We start from the raw sequence: 17,662 nt of genomic DNA on the forward strand, positions 1-17,662 counted from the left end.
TGCCCCCACGGTCGTTCGCTGCGTGCAGCTCCCTGCCCCCGAGGGGGCCGCTGCGCCTGCGGTCTGGCGGAGCCAGTCCCGCGGCCCCTGCTTGAATGGGGCGGACGCGGACCCTCTCCGGCGCTTGTTGTCAGTCCTGCCGTGATTCGCTGCACGAAACGCTTTGAAATAAAACGACCCTTAAAAAGGCCGGCGCTTGCGAAGGCGCCGGCCTTTTTCATGGCCCATGACCGGACCACGTTCAGGTTCAGGTTTCGGCCAGCAGCTTTTCAATCAGCTGATGAAGCGCCGCAAAATCGGGCTCGCCGACAAACTGCTTGACGATCTGGCCGCGCTTGTTGACCAGGAAGGTCGTCGGCGTCAGTTGCACATTGCCCCAGGCCTTGGCATTGGCGCCGGTGTTGTCGATGGCCACCTTGAACGGCAGCTGGCGGGTTTCGGCATAGTTGACGACGTAGGCTGGCGGGTCGTAACTCATGGCGATGGCCAGCGTGTCGTAGCCCTGCGCCTGGTACTTGTTGTGCGTGGAAATGATCTTGGGCATTTCGGCCACGCAAGTCACGCAGCTGGTGGCCCAGAAATTCACCAGCGTGACCTTGCCCTTCAGGTCTGCCGTGGTCTGTTTGCTGCCGTCGAGCAGCACGAAGGTTGATTCGGGCGCGGCCTGAGCGCCGCTGCAGCCGGCCAGGAACGCCGTACCCCCGAGCACCAGTGCGCCCGCCAGCACCATGCGGCATACTGCCACGGGAGAAATTCTTTTCATGGGAGACCTCTTCATGCAACGTCGAAATTTTAACCAGGCCGGTGCCAGTGCGCTGGGCTTGCTGATGTTGGCAGCCTATGGCCGCGCCCATGCCCTGTCGCTCGGCGACCTGTCGCATGCCGAAGCGAGTAGCGGCCTGAAAACCGCGCTTGAAAAAGGCGTCCTGATGGCTGTTGCCCTGCTCGGCAAGCCCGATGGATTCCTCGGGAATCCAAAAGTTCGCATCCCGTTGCCCGGCTACCTGGAAGATGCGTCAAAACTGCTGAAAAACTTTGGACAGGGCCGGCGCATCGATGAACTGGTCACGGCCATCAACCGGGCTGCAGAATCTGCCGTGCCGATGGGCAAGGACCTGCTGGTGGGCGCCGTACGCTCGATGAATGTCAATGACGCCAAGAACATCCTGACCGGTGGCGACACCTCGGTCACGGCTTTTTTTGCTGAAAAGACGCGTGTGCCGCTGGGCGTGAAATTCCTGCCGGTGGTCAACCGGGCGACTGAGAAAGTCGGGCTGGCCGGCAAGTACAACGAATTCGCCGGCAAGGCGGCCGGCTTCGGTCTGGTGAAAAAGGAAGACGCCAACATCCAGCAGTACGTCACCGGCCGCACGCTCGACGGCCTGTACCTGGTGATTGGCGAGGAAGAAAGGAGAATCCGCCAAGACCCTGTCGGCACCGGCAGCGCCATTCTCCAGAAGGTTTTTGGCACGCTGAAATAATATTTTCGGCAAGATTATTTATGAAACTGGCTGTTTGCGCCCGCCTGTAAAGCGTTCGGTGCTATCAATATTGAATATTTGCCAGATTTTCGCCTGCCTAAATTCAACGTTTTCTGAAAGCTGAAAACCGCATGTGCTGGTGCGAACCGCTGATGGTGTGCTGGCCGTCAGGCCTGTTAGGCTTGGGTTTTTTTGCACAGGAAAACAATGAAAATCGAGACCATCGCTGTTCACGGCGGCTACACGCCAGACCCGACCACCAAAGCCGTCGCGGTGCCTATCTACCAGACCGTGGCCTACGCCTTCGACGACACGCAGCATGGCGCCGACCTGTTCGACCTGAAAGTGGCGGGCAACATCTACAGCCGCATCATGAACCCGACCAATGCCGTGCTGGAAGCGCGCATGGCGGCGCTCGAAGGCGGCATTGGCGCGCTGGCCGTGGCCTCGGGCATGGCGGCGATTGCCTACGCCATCCAGACCATCACCGAAACCGGCGACAACATCGTCGCCTCGTCGGCGTTGTATGGTGGCACCTACAACCTGTTTGCCCACACCTTTCCGCAGATGGGCATTGAAGTGCGTTTTGCCGACCCGCGCGACCCGGCCTCGTTTGCGCCGCTGATCGACGCGCGCACCAAGGCGGTGTTTTGCGAGTCAGTCGGCAACCCGCTGGGCAATGTGACCGACATCGCAGGTCTGGCGGCCGTGGCACATGCCGCCGGCGTGCCGCTGATCGTTGACAACACCGTTTCCACGCCCTACCTGTGCCGCCCGTTCGAGCACGGCGCCGACATCGTGGTGCACGCGCTGACCAAGTACCTGGGCGGCCACGGCACGACACTGGGCGGCGTGATCGTGGACAGCGGCAAATTCCCGTGGGCCGAGCACAAGGCGCGCTTCAGGCGCCTGAACGAGCCCGATGTGAGCTACCACGGCGTGGTGTACACCGAGGCGCTGGGCGCCGCCGCCTACATCGGCCGGGCACGTGTCGTGCCGCTGCGCAACATGGGCGCAGCGCTGAGCGCCATGGCAGCGTTCCAGATCCTGCAGGGAATCGAGACGCTGGCGCTGCGCATGGACCGCATCTGCGACAACGCCTTGGCCATTGCCTATTTTCTCAAGAACCATCCGAAGGTGGCCTGGGTCAACTACGCCGGCCTGCCCGAGCACCGCGACCATGCACTGGTGCAGCAATACATGGCGGGCAAGGCCTCGGGCATCATCAGCTTCGGCGTGAAGTCGGCAGCCGACGCGATGGCAGCGGGTTCGCGTTTCCAGGATGCGCTGCAACTGTTCACCCGGCTGGTCAATATCGGCGACGCCAAGTCGCTGGCCTGCCACCCGGCCTCGACCACGCACCGCCAGCTCAATCCGGCCGAGCTGGCCCGCGCCGGCGTGAGCGTGGACATGGTGCGCCTGTCGGTTGGCATCGAGCACATCGACGACCTGCTGGCCGATCTGGAACAGGCGCTGGCGGCGGTCTGATTCCCGGACCGAACCATTGCGCCCGGGTTTGGTTCGGTCCAGCGCCGACACCCCGGTCAGGCTGGCGCACTGCCAGAGCGCAAGGCAAGTGAACTCAGCATTGCGCACCTTGACCCGTCGGATGCTTCCTACTTTTCAAAGGCCCGAAAGCCGACGCCCAGGCTGATCGGCAGGCTTGCACACTTGAGTTTCCTTTTTTCCATCGACCTCAGGAAACCTATGCCTAACAATCCAGACAATACCCAAGATGCGGACAGCCGCAACCAGCGCCAGGCCTCCAGCCGTCGCGGCTTTGCCTCGATGGACCCGGAGCAGCAGCGCCAGATTGCCAGCAGGGGCGGCAAGGCGGCCCATGCCAGCGGCAATGCGCACCAGTTCAATGCCACCGAAGCACGCGAAGCCGGACGCAAGGGCGGTCTGGCCGGTCGGCGAAACCCGGGCTCCCGGCAAGAACCCTGAACCGCCGGGCAGGCCTGAAGTTCCCAGCGCATAACCGCGCAGGCGCTGCAAAAATTGTGTCCGCAATGCGGCAACTCGCCAGCTGCAAAGACATCGCCCTGACGTTGCCGATGCACAACGCACCGTGCCAGTCAAGGACCTGATTTGTTGATCTACCGCAAGCTTGCGCGCCGCGGCGCAACAGGCCGTCGAAGCTTTGCGCCATGTCAAACGCGGCAAGGGCACCGGGCGCGCCCAATACGGATTGGGAATGTTCCCTGTCCTCTATCCGCTGCCCTTCATGAAAAAACTACTCATTGCCGCCGCCATCCTGTCCACCCTGCTGTCAGGTGCCGCCTTGGCCCAGCAAACCACTGCCGAAGGCCCTTGGATGGTGCGAGCCCGTGCGGTGCATCTGGACAGCGCCAACGGCGACAGCACCGGCTTGGGCCTTTCCATGAACAGCAAGTGGATGCCCGAGGCAGATGTCAGCTACTTCTTCAGCCCGAATATGGCGCTTGAGCTGGTCCTGACCGTGCCGCAAAAGCAGACCCTGACGTCCAGCGTCCTGGGCGCCGATGTCGGCACCTTCAAGCACCTGCCGCCCACGCTGCTGGCCCAGTACCACTTTCCGATGAACGGTTTCAAGCCTTATGTGGGCGCCGGCCTCAACTACACGCGTTTCAGCTCGGCGAACCTGCTCCCGGGTGTCAGCATGGACAAGGACAGCTGGGGCGGCGCACTGCAAGTGGGCGTGGACATTGCGCTGACCAAGGGGGTGTACCTCAACCTGGACCTGAAAAAAGTCATGATCCGTACCGATGTGAAGCTGGCCGGGGCCAAAATTGGCGAATTCAAGGCCGATCCACTGCTGTTGGGAGTGGGCCTGGGCTGGCGCTTCTGAGTTCTGCGGTCCAGAACACTGTTAGAAAGCCCTGCCAGTTCGCGGCAGGGCTTTTTTGCTGCCTGTTGCAGGCTCCTGGTTCTGCCGGCCTGCGCCATCACCGGCAGCTGAGCGGCTAGACTGCCCGGCATGCCGTCTTCTTCAGATCTTCAACAGCAGCTGGACTCCGCCGAGGATGCCTTGCGGCGTGCCCGGCTGCGCACCATGCAGCGGGTGGCCGGCGGCCTGCTGCTGCTGGCCTTCGGGGTGTTTTGCCTGGCCCGCAGTCTGCTGGCGCTTCACCCCGCATGGGGCTATGTCTCGGCCTTCGCCGAAGCGGCCATGGTCGGCGCGGTGGCCGACTGGTTTGCCGTCGTGGCACTGTTTCGGCATCCGCTGGGGATTCCGGTGTGGCACACGGCGATCATTCCAAACAGCAAGGACGGCATCGGCCGCAACCTTGGGCAATTCGTCGAAAGCCATTTCATCACCGAGCAAGGCATTGCCGAGCGCATTCGCCAGGCCAATCCGGCTGGACTGCTTGGCGCCTGGCTGGTGGTGCCTGGTCATTCAGACCAGTTGGGACTGGCCCTGGCCAAGGCGGTGAGGGGAGTGCTCAAGGGCCTGGACCACGATGTCATGAACCTGCTGGTACGCGATGCCGCCACCCGGCAGCTGTCGCAGTTCGACATTGCCTCGAATGCCGGCAAACTGCTGGACCTGCTGGTGGCCGGCGGCAGCCACCAGCAATTGCTCGACAGCATGCTGCGCGGGATATCCGGCTACCTGGGGGAGGAAAAAAACCAGCAGCAGGCCATCGATTTCCTGATTGCCGCGTTCGGCGTGGAGAACGTGCTCTACAAGGTAGGAACCGCCGCCATCGGTCCCCGGGCGCTGCGTTCGCTTAAAAAGTCAGCCCATGAGGTGTTGCACGACCCAGCCCATCCGGCGCGGGCGCGCTTCACGGGCTGGGTAGAGGCGTTTTTGCTGCACCTGAAAGACGATCCGGCATGGCATGAATTCATTGCCCGGCACCAGCAGGAAACGCTGGCCAGTGCGCGCATGCAGGCCTTGCTGGGCAGCCTGTGGGGCATGGTCATGGACCGGCTGCTTGATGACCTGGGCCGGGACGGGCCGGCCACGGCCCGGCAGGTCGCGATGCTGGCCGGCAAGGTTGGGGATGCGCTGGCGAACGATGCGCAGCTGGTCGAGGGCTTCAACCGCGCCATCGAGTCGGGCAGCGTCCTGCTGGTTCGCAAGCACCGTGGCGAAGTGGGGCAGTTCATTGAGGCGCAACTGGCCCGCTGGAGCCGCGAGGAGATGAGCGACCGCATCGAACTGGCCATTGGGCGCGACCTGCAGTTCATCCGCATCAACGGCACGCTGGTCGGCGGGCTGGTGGGTCTGGCCATCTACACGGTGACCCGGCTGCTGGGCTAGGCGCCTCGGCGGCGTCCTCGGCGGGGCCACTTTTCGCCATGCACACCTTCTGCCGCCCAGGCTCCTAGGCCGTTCCTTGCGGCTGGCGCGTTGTTGCATGCGTCACCAATGCGCTATGTTTTATATAGCTGAAAGTGTCCGTCCTTATTGCGCAATACGCCATTTTTGTCATTAATCCGGATGTTTTCAGGGAAGTTGCTCCGGACAGGCCGGCATGGGAGCGGCGATTGCAATCGCCAAGCCGCCGGCTCAGAATTTCCACAGCAGCGACGCCTTGATGCCATGGTCGCTTAGCTGGCTTGCGACCTGGCCGACATAGGAAACGCCCATCGTCAGGTGGCGGCTGACCGCAAAGTCGATCCCGCCTTCGAGCACCAGCGCATTCCTGGCAAACGGCACGCCTGCCACGGCAAAGCCGGGCTGGCCCGCCAGTGCCAGGGTGGAGGTCGGCGTCACGTCACCAAAAGCGTGGCGCCAGCCGACCAGTCCGCGAAGGCGGGTCTGGTTGTTCGGCATGCCGGCGTTGGTGGTGCCGCGCAAGCCCAGCGTGCTGTAGGTGGTGTGCGCGCTGCTACTGCTGCCGCTGAGCCCGGCAACGCCGCCGCTCTCGGTGAAGCCATCGGTGCTCAGCTTGACATGCGCCAGGCCGGCAAAGGGTTCGAGCGAACCGTTCGCCGTGGGCATCTTCCAGCCGAGTTCACCAAAGGCCTGGGTGGTGTTGATGTCGTACTTCGCCGCCGTCTGGCCGCTGAACCCCGGGAACGCAATGTCCCGGCGGGTATCGGCCTCGCCTGCGCTGTAAGTCGCGCCCGCGCGCAGTCCGAGTTGGCCCCATTGCTTGCCGCCATAGACACCGACATGGTAGGTGTCGGTTTTTGCCAACGAAGGGCGGTCGTCTGGTGTCACGCGGCTTTTGCTGTAGCCGCCGAGCACGCCCAAACGCCAGTCGTCGCCCACGCGGGTGTCTGCGCCCAGGAAGATGCCGCGCGTGGTCCGCTCGAGCGACGACGCGTTGCCGTCTGCATCGGTGCTGCCCCACGAGTCAAAGGCTTGCGCCCACACGCCGCTGCCGGAGGCTGCGGGCGCGTCGGTGGTTTTGGCGGCAGGCGTGTCGAACGACTCGCGCAGGCGGCCCAGGCTGGCGTTGCGCACAAAGCGGCTGTCTTCAAAAGCTGCCGACTTCAGCGAAGCATGCACCTCGCCGGACAGACTGTCGAAGGCGGTTCGTGCATTGGCGGCGTTTAACTGCACGACAGCGCTGTACAGCGGACCGGTGTCGAGTGCGGCCACGGCGCCCGCGGTAGCGCGCTGGTTGGGCGTTTGCGCAATGTTCTGGAAGCTCACATCGTTGCGCTGCAGGCGCAGGGTCACGTTCTGGGGGCTGTAGGTCAGGAAGGGATTTAAAAAGGCCATGTCGGTGGTCGCGCCGGCAAACTGCCCTGACACGCCGCCGTTGGCGGTGAGGATGGAATAACGGGTGGTCGGCTGAAAGTTGCCGCTGGCCAGCACCGACACGTTGCCGCCTTGCAGCGCGGCCACGCCACTGACGCGGATCTGGTCGCTGCGGCCATCGGAAGCTGCGTTCAGCTGGTAAACCGAGCCTTGCGCCAGCGTGAGGTTGCCGGCCATGTTCAGCGTGCCAATGCTGTTGCCGCCCGGCGCAAGGGTCGCACCGGACTGCACCACCGTGTTGCCGACCGAGCCGGTTCCCGCCAGCCGCGCGCCGTTGCCCACGGTCAGCGCGCCGCCCAGCGAGCCATTGACCGCCAGCGTTCCTGCGGTCACCTGTGTGCTGCCCGCAAAGGCCGCGCTGTTGCCCCCCAGCGTCAGTGCGCCCGCGCCCGTCTTGGTGATGCGGCCCGCGCCGGAAAAGACATTGTTCAGTGCCGCGTCGCTTGCCTGGTCAACCACCAGGGCGGCATTGTTGACAATGGCGCCGCTGCCCAGGCTGGCAGCACTGCCCGCCAAGGTTCCGTTCACTACGAAAGTGCCGCCTGAATAGGTGTTCACCCCCGAAAGCGTCGTGGTTCCGGTACCACGTTGTTCCACGCTGCCTGTGCCCGCAATCGCGCCGTCAAAGGCAATGGCGTCGGAGCGGTTGAACGCCAGTATTGCGTTGTTGGTGACATTGCCGACGATGGCGCCGGTCGTTCCGCCATTGCCCAGCGCCAGCGTGCCTGCAGTGATGGTCGTGCCACCGGTGTAGGTGTTGGCGCCAGTGAGCGTCGTAGTGCCGGTGCCGCGCTGCTGCACGCCACCCGTGCCCGAGATGGCGCCATTAAAGACGGTGGCATCAGAGCGATTGAACGCAAGTGTTGAGTTGTTCATGACGTCGCCGGCAATGGCGCCGGTTGTGCCGCCATTGCCCAACTCCAGCGTACCTGCGCTGATGGTCGTGCCGCCGGTGTAGGCGTTGGCGCCCGTAAGCGTTGTCGTGCCGGTGCCGCGCTGCTCCACTTTGCCGGTTCCAGAGATCACGCGCTCAAACACGCTAGCGTCGGAGCGGTTGAATGCCAGTGTTCCGCTGTTGGCCACGTCGCCCACGATAGAGCCAATCGTTCCGCCGTTGCCCAATTCCAGCGTACCTGTACCAATGGCCGTGCCACCCGTGTAGGTATTGGTTGCTGCAAGCGTCGTCGTACCTGCGCCACGCTGCTCCACGTTGCCGCTGCCCGAGATCACGCCGTCAAACACGGTCGCGTCTGAGCGGTTGAACGCCAGTGTTCCGCTGTTGACCACGTCGCCCACGATAGAGCCAATCGTTCCGCCATTGCCCAACTCCAGCGTGCCTGCACTGATGGTGGTAGTGCCCGTGTAGGTATTGGTTGCTGCGAGTTTCGTGGTTCCGGTGCCGCGCTGCTCCACACTGCCGCTGCCCGATATGGCGCTTTCGAAAAGGACTGTGTCGGAACGGTTGAACGCCAGTCTGGCGTTGTTGACCACATCGCCAGCGATGTAGCCGGTCGTGCCGCCGTTGCCCAGTTGCAGCGTGCCTGCGGTGATGGCCGTGCCGCCGGTGTAGGTGTTGTCGGCTGTGAAAATTGCCGTGCCTGCTCCCGTCTTGGTAAGTCCTCCGAGTCCAGACATCACGCCATTCGACGTGTATGTGGTGCCGGCATCGGTCTCCAGTGTGCCGCCTTGACCCAGGACCATGGCGCGGTTGGTGATGATGTCGGCCGTGCTGCGCAGCGTGCCTCCGTTCAGGGTTAGCAGGCCGGCTGCGTCGCCAAGGTTTGCGTCCGACGAGATGGCCAGCGTGCCGGAAAAAATCTGCCATGGCGTCAGAGCCGTGGTGTTGCCCGTCAGCGTCCAGGTGTTAGTGCCGAGTTTCTGGAACCCGGCAAAGTTGCGGTACTGCCCGGTCGGCCCGATCAGCGCGGTGTTGAAGCTGGCGTCGGTGCTTCCCGCCAGGCCCAGCGTGTCGCTGTTGGAGAGGCTGCCAATCACATTGCCTTCTATAACGGACGTGGAAATCAATCCGAGAAAGTTGTTGTCATCCGTGAAACGAATGGCATCGGCACGGCTCAAGCCATCGCCCGACAGACCGCCGCGCACGGTGCCTGAGTTTTCAAACGAGGTCGTGACCGTGGCTGACACCCCCACGCCGCCCGCTGATGGGGTCGGACTGCCCAGACCTCCGCGTCCGCCCTCAATGATTCCGTCATTGATGAAAAGCCGGGTGGGTGCGGTGATCAACACACCATTACCGCCAGCGCCGCCCAGGCCAAGTGTCAGACCGTTGCCGCCGTCACCGCCCTGGCCACCCTGGATGCTTCCGGTGTTGTACACCCCCACGTTGTTGACGGCGTTGCTCAAGCCGGCACCGCCGCTGCCGCCGTCGCCGCCAAGCAGAGTGCCCGAACCGCCAGTGCCGCCGACGCCTCCCGTGAGCACCCCCGAATGGGTGCCGTCGCTGATGGTCTGCACGGCGTCAGCGCCTGCAGTGCCATTCGTGCCGGTCGTAATGCCGACCGAGCCGTTGGTGCCCGGGGCGCCCGTGATAGATCCGGAGGTGTCCTGCGCCCAGGCACTGGTGCCCGCCAGTGTCGCCAGCGCGATCAGGCAGGCGCTGGCCAGCCGGGTCCTGCGTGGCGAGCAGGCTTCGCTGCCCGTGGCCGAGGCCGCCTTGTGACTGCCTTTGGCAACTTCGGAAACGGCCTGGCAAGCGCCGGTGGCGTGGTTCAAAACAAGGCTGTAAATTTGATTCATGGTGCGGACCCGTCCAGTCGTTTAAGGTAAGTCTTCATTCCGTTGCGCTGTCTCGACGCTTCAAAACCGCATGGGCAGGCAGTGAAGCTGGTCGAGGCAAAACACGTTTTCTTGTCAATTTTTCATCCCGCTACTTCTAGCGGTCGATGCAATTATTGAAACGGCTGGTGACAGTTGCAATGAGCCGGTCGGACTAATGCCTGGCTCGTAATTTATGCCTCACCCTCATGCCGGGCCATTGCAGCAGCCCTCGGGTGGGTGTGCCAAGGGGTTGGTCGATGTCAGTTTGTTGGCCGCTACAGGCGAATTTGTAATGCCGGACACCATCGGCAAAGAAGCAGCGAGTCCGGTGTTTTAAGGGGCTGCGTCTGCCTGGGCGCTGCAGCCGATCAGGATTCGAACGAGTGCCGCAGGCTCGCTGACCATCGGGTCATGGCCGGTTGGAAGCTCGACATAGTGCGCATTGGGCAGCCAGGCGCCGTTCCAGAGCAGCGGGTCCCGGGCCCGCAGGCGGCTTGGCGCAATGGTTGCCAGCGCGGGCTCGGTGCAGCTGACAAAGGTGCGCGGCACGGCGGCAACGCGCTGCACATCAAACTGCAGCGGCGCCTGGTAGGTGTTGCCGGGGTGCGGCGTTTGCCGGCGCCGGACCCATTCACGGTCGGCATCCTGGAGGCCGAAGACTTCCGGGTCGGGCGGCGGAAAGCTGAAATGCCGCGATGCCTGGGCGGCCGCCAGGCGCTGCTGCTGGGTGGCGCTGGACTGGGTACTGCTCCAGCTTTCGCCGGGTCTGGGCAGCACTGCATCGACATACACCAGGTGCTTGAGGCGCTGGCCCAGCCGGTCGGCCACCGCCGTGCCGATCATGCCGGCGTAGGAATGAACGGCGAGCACCACGTCCTCCAGCTCTTCGGCCTCGATCAGATTCAGCACGTCATCGATGTGGGTGTCCAGCGTGATGGCGGGTGACAACTGGTGCGCCCGCTCGCCCAGGCCGGTCAGCGTGACCGCATGCACCCGGTGGCCCTCTTTTTGTAGCGCCGCCGTCACGCGCTGCCAGCACCAGCCGCCATGCCAGGCGCCATGCACCAGCACAAAGTTGGCCATCAGGTCACCTTGGCGTTTTTCAGGGCCAGCAGTTTTGCCTCCGAATAACGCAGCACCTCGCGCAACACTTCATCGGTGTGCTGGCCCAGCAGCGGCGGTGGCAGGCCGCCCCGGCCCGGTTCGCGCACCGGCGTGGCGCTGAGCCTGATCGGGCTGGCGACCAGCGGCAAATCGTTTTTGAACGGGTGCTGCCAGTGCGTGACCATCTCGCGCGCTTCGATCTGCGGGTCGGCAAACACCTCGGCCAGGTTGTTGATCGCGCCGCACGGCACTTTGGCGCCTTCCAGCGCGGCCAGCCAGTCGGCCTTGCCGCGCAGCTTCATGACGCTTTCGAGAATCGGCACCAGCTGGGCGCGGTTCTGCACCCGGTCCCGGTTCTTGGCGAACAGCGGGTTCACGCCGAGTTCAGGAATGCCCGCGACCTTGCAGAACTTCACGTACTGCGAATCGTTGCCGACGGCCAGAATGAGGTGGTCCTTGCTGCCATCGGCGGCGGGTGCAACTTCAAACACCTGGTAGGGCACGATGTTCTGGTGTGCATTGCCAACGCGCTGCGGCACCTTGCCGCTGACCAAATAATTGGCGCCCAGATTCGCCAGCATGGCGACCTGCGTGTCGAGCAGCGCCATGTCCACCTGCTGGCCTTCGCCGGTTTTTTCGGCATGGCGCAAGGCGGCGAGGATGCCCACGGTCGCATACATGCCCGTCATCAGGTCGGCCACTGCGACGCCGACTTTTTGCGGGCCACCGCCCAGGTCGTCGCGCTCGCCGGTCACGCTCATCAGCCCGCCCATGCCCTGGATGGCGTAGTCATACCCGGCGCGCTCGGCATACGGGCCGTTCTGGCCGAAGCCGGTGACCGAGCAATACACCAGGCGCGGGTTCAGCGTTTTCAGCGACGCGTAATCAAGCCCGTAGCGCGCCATGTCGCCGACCTTGAAATTTTCGACAAACACGTCGCAATGCAGCACCAGTTCACGAATCAAGGCCTGGCCGGCAGGCTGGGCAATGTCGCAGGTGACCGAGCGTTTGTTGCGGTTGGCGCCCAGGTAATAAGCGGCTTCATGGGTTTCCGTGCCATCGTCGTTCTTCAGGAACGGCGGTCCCCAGGTACGCGTGTCGTCGCCGCTGCCGGGGCGCTCGATCTTGATGACATCGGCGCCCAGGTCGGCCAGCGTCTGGGTACACCACGGGCCCGCAAGCACGCGGGACAAATCGAGAATGCGGATGCCTTGGAGGGAGTTCATGGGGCTTATTTTGCCTGCGTATCAAAATAAATTCGCAAGCTCCTTTTTTGATAGCTGCAAACCCCCTACAGCAAAGCGGGCGCGGCCTGTTTGACTATAAATATCGTGACTACCCAGGTCTTCCCTGATAACGCACAGCGCTTTGCGCACCATCAGCCGTCATACCCGCGAAGGCGGGTATCCAAAGCCGCTCGCAGGGCCTTTGCAAACTTCGCTGCTGGATTCCCGCCTTTGCGGAAATGACGAATCTCCTGGGGGCTGAGTCGTTATCAAATATCAGGGCACGGCCGGCGCCGTGCTGCGGTCCACATAGGGCCGCGACTGCAGCAGCGCAATGCGGCCCTCAACCGTGGCCCATTCGATGTCCTGGTCCACGCCGCCAAACACCTGCTTGACCGCCGCGCCGACGCCGGCCAGGCGCAGCACCAGCGCGTCGTTCAGCACGACGCGGCCGACCTCGACGGGCACTTCCTTCACGCCGCCGCCTGCATCCAGTTGCAGCGCGGTGGGGTCGGCCGAGCGGCTGAGCACCTGGATCGCCCGGGACCAGCTCGAATACGTCACCTGTTCGGCCACGCGCTGGCCTTCGACCACCCGGATGCCGATGCCGCGCTTGGCCGAAATGTAGGTGACATGCCAGCCGGCGGCGCTGAACGGGTCGCGGGTGATCATCACGCCGGCGTTGGCCGCGTCGATGGCCGCCTGCACGAAGACGCCCATCATCACCGCGTCGGCAGGAAAGCGCGCCGCGCTGCGCGCCTCCCAGGCTTCAAAGTTGAACACCGAGGCCCAGACTGTCTTCACCGCGCGCTCCAGCGCCTCGCCGGCCAGCACATTCGGCACGGTGGTGTAGAGCCCGGCGCCGCTGAAGCCCGGCAAGTCCTCGGAATTGGACGAGCTGCGCACGAACACGCCCCGGCCGCCCAGCTGGCCTTGCCAGCGCGCCTGCCATTCGGCCGCCGTCGGGCGGTCCAGTGGCCACTGCACGATCTCGCCGCGCAGCCGGGCCAGCGCTTCCTTGCGGATTTTCGGGTCGGTTTTGAAACCCGGCAGCTGCTGCATGCGCGCCAGCCGGTCGGCCAGCCGGTGGGCGCGCATGAAGCGGTCGTAATGCGAAAACGGAATGCAAAAGCCGTCGGGAACAAACGTGCCGGTAATGCCCGCGACCTGCAGGGCGCCCAGGTTGGCGGCCTTGGCGCCGCATTGCGCGCTGTGCCGGGGCCGCAGCGCCACCAGCGGCCACAGGCGGGTTTCGCCCAGGTCGGGCCTGGCGACGGGCACGACTTTCTGGGGGTTCACGTGCTTTTGGCGACGCTGCCAGGCGGCAATTTCCGGCTCCGTCAAGCGGCGCAACTGGTAGCCGGACGCCGCCACCTTCAGCTCGACCCACTGCCCCGCATGCGCGCGCAGCAGGCCGGCCGCATCGCGCAGATAGGCATTCGGAATGCCCCAGCCCTTGGCCAGCAGATTGACATGCGACAGCACGGTCGAGGCCCGCTCGGTCAGCACGCCGGCGACCGGCGCCAGGCTGAGCGGCACCTGCCGGAGCACGGCAATGTCGTCCGGCCGCAAGCTGTCTGCGTCGTCGGCTTTCTCGACGATGCGCAGCCGGCCGGTGGCCGTGCCCGGGTTGAGCGCCATGAAGGGCTGCTGGCGAATCAGCGATTCCTGGGTGACAAAGGCCAGGCCCATGTTCCGGGCCAGGCGCTCGTGCAGCGTCGAGCTGGTCTTGAGCTTCAGCGGCGCGAAAAAGCTGGCCTTGAGCAGCTGGTCGGCCTGGCGCAGCAGCGGCTCGGTCAGCTGGTCGCCTTCCCAGAATTCGTAGGTGAAGGCGGAAATGTCCGGCTGCCAGCTGAGCGTGCCGAACAGAAAACGGCGGTCCGGCTGCAGGTAATTGCTTTTGATGGCCTGGGCGTCGGCGCGCGGCATCAGGCCGGTCTGGCGGACAAAATGCTCGTGCAGGCCAAAGCGCGGCGTGTTCAGGTAATGCATGCGCGCTGGCGCGGGCAGCCGGTCGATGGCAAACATCACATGCGCCAGCGCCAGCGCCGTTCCGGGGTTGTGGACACGGGCCAGGGCGTCAAATTCGGCCCGGCTGCGCAGGGCGGGCAGGGCATCGGGGGCGCGGGCCGCAGCCTGACTGGCAAACGGCACCGGCTGGGCCTGCGCGACGGGCAGCAGGCACAGCCCCGCCAGCAGCAGGAAAAGCAGGGCTTTGGAGGTCATGGCATGGCTGGCTTTGCAAGGGCAAGGCAAAAGCGCAGTTTAGGACCAACGCCCCTGGCTTTCAACCGGCCTTGCCATGCAACTGATTGCAGGCCATGCGGTATTTGCTATTGAATTAATAGCTATAACTGAACGCCAGCCGGACGGAAGAGGCATTTTTAAATCTGAATGCAGCCGGGCGCACTGAGGTTTTTTCCGGCCGGCTCCTCGATACGGCTTGTACCGCAGGAACCTGCCCGACCGCCTCCTGTTGACGTGTTCGCCCCGGGGGGCGGGCTGGTCTCCGATTTGTTCTGGAAGCAAGTCTTGAAGAAGCTGCCAAATGATTCTCCAAGACCCCCGCACTGCTTGATCAAAGCCCCAGGTTTCGAATGAACTGGGCAAGATAGTTTGCGATCTCCAGGTCAGCGGCCTTGGTGGGATGACCACTGCATCCGTTCCAGTCCCTGATCACGAAGTCAGCATAGCGAATTTTTGTTTCACCACTGTTCAGCATTCGGTTGTAGGCCGCTTGTATATAGCCTTGCTGGTTGCTTCCCGTATGAGTCGCTGCGATGAGCATCGCCGATGGATAACGTGCACGAATGGTTTTGAAAAGTTCGACATAGGCAGAAACGAAATCTGTCTGATCTGGCGGTCCGTTCCAGAAATCATTGGTGCCTAGATACACGACCACGACCGTGGGTTGCATCGCTGGAACGAGGGAAGGCGCGCCCGGGCTGTTTGCTTCGCCAGTCAGGTTTCGAGGATAGTAAAAAGGCATTGACGGATTGCTGGCCGCCGGGCCTGCATTGCCGTAATTGCGATAGATCCCGATTCCTGAAATACTGATATTCGTCGCAGGCGCTTCGCCCAGCTGCAGGGCTGTCTGTTGAGCGTATGACCAGAATGCACTTTGGGTTTCAGTTGAAAATCCGCAAGGCAGCACGCCGATATTGCCAAACCCCGCAGTGATCGAGTCCCCCACAAATTCCAGCCGGTATTTGTTTGGATATTCCGGGGGTTGCATGAGCTGACCTGTTCCGCCAAACGAAAAACCCAGGAACTGCGAGGGTCCCGCCTGATTGCCTTCGGACTCTCGCATCAGCAGCACCTTGTGCGTGCCATTGCTCAAACCGGTGGCCAGGCTGTACACGTTGGTGCCGGCAGAAACTGAAAACCTCTTTACCGGCTGATCATCGATCACAAAGGCATAGTGAACCCGGGCGTCCGATTCATTCAACGTGACCGAGATTGAAGTGCCCGTGAACTGCGCCGACATGGAAGATCCGGACCAGGAGTAACGGGGCGCTGCTGGATTGGTGAAGTCAAATCGGCCATGAAATTTAACCGCTGGTGTGGGTACAGGTACAGGCGCTGGTACAGGTACAGGTACAGGTACAGGTACAGGTACAGGTACAGGTACAGGTACAGGTACAGGTGTGGGTGTGGGTGTGGGTGTGGGGGCAGGTGCAGGTGCAGGGCTGCATAGATAACGCGACCAGAAGTAAGTGCTGATGGTCGGGTTGTAGCCTGGGTTGTTGAACTTGGCAATATACAGGTTGCCATCCGTATAGGAGACAACATTCCCGGCGACATATTGCCGTCCGGTGACCCATACAGTGCTTGCGCAAACACCAGTAGGTGCAGGTGTGGGTGTGGGTGCGGGCGCAGGCGCAGGGCTGCATAGATAACGCGACCAGAAGTAAGTGCTGATGGTCGGGTTGTAGCCTGGGTTGCTGAACTTGGCAACATACAAGTTGCCATCCGTATAGGAGACAACATTCCCGGCGACATATTGCCGTCCCATCACCCATACAGCGCTTCCACAGACACCGGCAGGTGCCGGCACTGGTGTTGGAACTGACACGGGTGTTGGTGTTGGCGCCGTACACAGGGATTTCAACGCCCAGTAATAAGTGCTAATGGTGGGACGAATACCGGGTTGCGTGGCTACTTTGGCAACATATAGATTTCCATCCGTGTATTTGACAACACTTCCGACTGCGTAAGAGTTTGCTTGCACCCAATCTGGACTGACTGCACAAGTCTGCGCCATGGCTGAATGGCTGATTCCCATAACCAGCAGCAGAGCAGTAAACTTGCCTGTCCAGCTGTTTTTTAAGCAATTTACAAATTTATTCGATGTGGTCATTTTGACGGTTTTCTTTATTATTTTTCAATGCATTTATAAATAACAAAAAGCAGATATTTTTAGATGGCGTTGACAAGGCCAGGCGATTTTTTCAGAAGAGCTGTTGGCACTCGAAACACTGAGCATTTGATTGAAGAACAAGAGTCATTGCCCGATCAAACCGATTTATTGCTGTGGTTTCAAGGCCAATCAACTCATGATGCGCACCAGCTTTTTTCACGAACAAATTTTAATTACATATTAAAAATTAGATATTTTTAACATGTAATCAATTTTGACAAAAATGTTTGATTCCGTATTTTGATTGTTAATCCATAAAATAATTTTTTTAATATGTAAGAAAAGTCTGAATGAATCAAAGTCAGGCGGTTGTCAGTTTGATATTTTCAGGTCCATACGGTGGACTTTCCATTCGACTTATCAAGGTCATGTTGGAAGGGCTACTGGAAAACTTTTTAGCTGTTCAATGCGGTTTGTCTGTTTTCGGACGCACTCATCCCTGTGTTGCCATCTGGAGGCCGCCGGTCCAGTCGCATTCGACAAGGCCCGTGACGGGACTGGACAGCGCTGTCAGGCTGGCTTTTTCCGGGCAATGTCACAGAACTCATCCCCCGGGCGCCCGCGCCTGCACACCAGCCCATGCGGTAGATGGTCAGCGTGTAGGTTGGCGCGCTGGTGTTGACGAAAAACCGGATGGTTTCCCCCCGGTTCACGCTGGTGTGGGAGGCATAGCCTTCAACCGTCGGGGTGCTCGATGGCGCCGTCATTTCCCAATCCGGCGAGCCAGGCTTGGCGTTTTCAGTCTGGATCACATTTTGTTGCGCCAGCGCGAAACTGCAGCACAACCAAAGCCAAAACAAGCAAAAAATGCTGGGGACGCGAACTTGACGTTGCATGGGAAACTTCCTTCAACGGCAGATCACATTGCCATCGAGGTCATTTGAGCCATTTCGCCCGTCAATGCCCATCCCCAGATTTCGATACGCGGGCGTAAAAAATGTATGCAACTTTC

12 protein-coding genes are annotated in these 17,662 nt (G+C 61.9%); 6 read left to right on the top strand and 6 right to left on the bottom strand.

Going from position 1 to position 17,662, the window contains the following annotated elements; translation table 11 throughout:
• Positions 1-247: 247 nt before the first annotated feature.
• Positions 248-730, bottom strand: a complete 483-nt coding sequence (locus IWX85_RS12995) for a TlpA disulfide reductase family protein (RefSeq protein ID WP_036807004.1) — start codon at positions 728-730, stop codon at positions 248-250.
• A gap of 46 nt (positions 731-776) precedes the next feature.
• On the opposite strand from IWX85_RS12995, the gene IWX85_RS13000 reads away from it, so the two are divergent.
• The 5 genes from IWX85_RS13000 to IWX85_RS13020 all read left to right on the top strand — a co-directional run bounded on the left by IWX85_RS13000 (position 777) and on the right by IWX85_RS13020 (position 5,730).
• Positions 777-1,481, top strand: coding sequence for a DUF4197 domain-containing protein (locus IWX85_RS13000; protein ID WP_036807002.1), 705 nt, complete (start codon positions 777-779; stop codon positions 1,479-1,481).
• A 207-nt stretch (positions 1,482-1,688) separates the two neighbouring features.
• Positions 1,689-2,969: an O-acetylhomoserine aminocarboxypropyltransferase/cysteine synthase family protein gene (locus IWX85_RS13005; RefSeq protein ID WP_036806999.1), complete on the top strand. Its 1,281-nt coding sequence runs from the start codon at positions 1,689-1,691 to the stop codon at positions 2,967-2,969.
• A gap of 219 nt (positions 2,970-3,188) precedes the next feature.
• Complete coding sequence (locus IWX85_RS13010; RefSeq protein WP_196870030.1) at positions 3,189-3,428, top strand: KGG domain-containing protein; 240 nt, start codon at positions 3,189-3,191, stop codon at positions 3,426-3,428.
• 280 nt (positions 3,429-3,708) lie between these two features.
• Complete coding sequence (locus tag IWX85_RS13015; protein WP_036812713.1) at positions 3,709-4,311, top strand: OmpW family protein; 603 nt, start codon at positions 3,709-3,711, stop codon at positions 4,309-4,311.
• A 129-nt stretch (positions 4,312-4,440) separates the two neighbouring features.
• Complete coding sequence (locus IWX85_RS13020) at positions 4,441-5,730, top strand: DUF445 domain-containing protein (RefSeq protein WP_196870031.1); 1,290 nt, start codon at positions 4,441-4,443, stop codon at positions 5,728-5,730.
• Between the two features lie 249 nt (positions 5,731-5,979).
• Here IWX85_RS13020 and IWX85_RS13025 read toward each other — a convergent pair whose 3' ends face one another.
• From IWX85_RS13025 to IWX85_RS13045, 5 genes are all read right to left on the bottom strand, one after another.
• Complete coding sequence (locus tag IWX85_RS13025) at positions 5,980-9,939, bottom strand: autotransporter domain-containing protein (protein ID WP_196870032.1); 3,960 nt, start codon at positions 9,937-9,939, stop codon at positions 5,980-5,982.
• Between the two features lie 354 nt (positions 9,940-10,293).
• The gene (locus tag IWX85_RS13030) at positions 10,294-11,043 is read right to left on the bottom strand and encodes an alpha/beta fold hydrolase (RefSeq protein ID WP_196870033.1); all 750 of its coding nucleotides are present in this window, start codon (positions 11,041-11,043) and stop codon (positions 10,294-10,296) included.
• Positions 11,043-12,290: a CaiB/BaiF CoA-transferase family protein gene (locus IWX85_RS13035; RefSeq protein WP_196870034.1), complete on the bottom strand. Its 1,248-nt coding sequence runs from the start codon at positions 12,288-12,290 to the stop codon at positions 11,043-11,045. The genes IWX85_RS13030 and IWX85_RS13035 overlap by 1 nt, the downstream gene beginning before the upstream one ends.
• 276 nt (positions 12,291-12,566) lie before the next feature.
• Complete coding sequence (locus IWX85_RS13040; protein WP_196870035.1) at positions 12,567-14,516, bottom strand: PEP/pyruvate-binding domain-containing protein; 1,950 nt, start codon at positions 14,514-14,516, stop codon at positions 12,567-12,569.
• A gap of 352 nt (positions 14,517-14,868) precedes the next feature.
• A complete protein-coding gene (locus IWX85_RS13045; RefSeq protein WP_196870036.1) occupies positions 14,869-16,650 on the bottom strand; it encodes a GDSL-type esterase/lipase family protein in 1,782 nt (593 codons plus the stop codon).
• 350 nt (positions 16,651-17,000) lie between these two features.
• On the opposite strand from IWX85_RS13045, the gene IWX85_RS13050 reads away from it, so the two are divergent.
• Complete coding sequence (locus IWX85_RS13050; RefSeq protein ID WP_196870037.1) at positions 17,001-17,594, top strand: hypothetical protein; 594 nt, start codon at positions 17,001-17,003, stop codon at positions 17,592-17,594.
• Positions 17,595-17,662: the final 68 nt, after the last annotated feature.

This window comes from Polaromonas sp. CG_9.11, from assembly GCF_015752225.1.
Lineage (GTDB): Bacteria > Pseudomonadota > Gammaproteobacteria > Burkholderiales > Burkholderiaceae_C > Polaromonas.

What these genes read in the sequence shown, in the direction of transcription:
- IWX85_RS12995 (WP_036807004.1), bottom strand. Translation starts at nt 730, where the DNA reads ATGGTGCTGGCGGGCGCACTGGTGCTCGGGGGTACGGCGTTCCTGGCC.
- IWX85_RS13000 (WP_036807002.1), top strand. Translation starts at nt 777, where the DNA reads ATGCAACGTCGAAATTTTAACCAGGCCGGTGCCAGTGCGCTGGGCTTG.
- IWX85_RS13005 (WP_036806999.1), top strand. Translation starts at nt 1,689, where the DNA reads ATGAAAATCGAGACCATCGCTGTTCACGGCGGCTACACGCCAGACCCG.
- IWX85_RS13010 (WP_196870030.1), top strand. Translation starts at nt 3,189, where the DNA reads ATGCCTAACAATCCAGACAATACCCAAGATGCGGACAGCCGCAACCAG.
- IWX85_RS13015 (WP_036812713.1), top strand. Translation starts at nt 3,709, where the DNA reads ATGAAAAAACTACTCATTGCCGCCGCCATCCTGTCCACCCTGCTGTCA.
- IWX85_RS13020 (WP_196870031.1), top strand. Translation starts at nt 4,441, where the DNA reads ATGCCGTCTTCTTCAGATCTTCAACAGCAGCTGGACTCCGCCGAGGAT.
- IWX85_RS13025 (WP_196870032.1), bottom strand. Translation starts at nt 9,939, where the DNA reads ATGAATCAAATTTACAGCCTTGTTTTGAACCACGCCACCGGCGCTTGC.
- IWX85_RS13030 (WP_196870033.1), bottom strand. Translation starts at nt 11,043, where the DNA reads ATGGCCAACTTTGTGCTGGTGCATGGCGCCTGGCATGGCGGCTGGTGC.
- IWX85_RS13035 (WP_196870034.1), bottom strand. Translation starts at nt 12,290, where the DNA reads ATGAACTCCCTCCAAGGCATCCGCATTCTCGATTTGTCCCGCGTGCTT.
- IWX85_RS13040 (WP_196870035.1), bottom strand. Translation starts at nt 14,516, where the DNA reads ATGACCTCCAAAGCCCTGCTTTTCCTGCTGCTGGCGGGGCTGTGCCTG.
- IWX85_RS13045 (WP_196870036.1), bottom strand. Translation starts at nt 16,650, where the DNA reads ATGACCACATCGAATAAATTTGTAAATTGCTTAAAAAACAGCTGGACA.
- IWX85_RS13050 (WP_196870037.1), top strand. Translation starts at nt 17,001, where the DNA reads ATGAATCAAAGTCAGGCGGTTGTCAGTTTGATATTTTCAGGTCCATAC.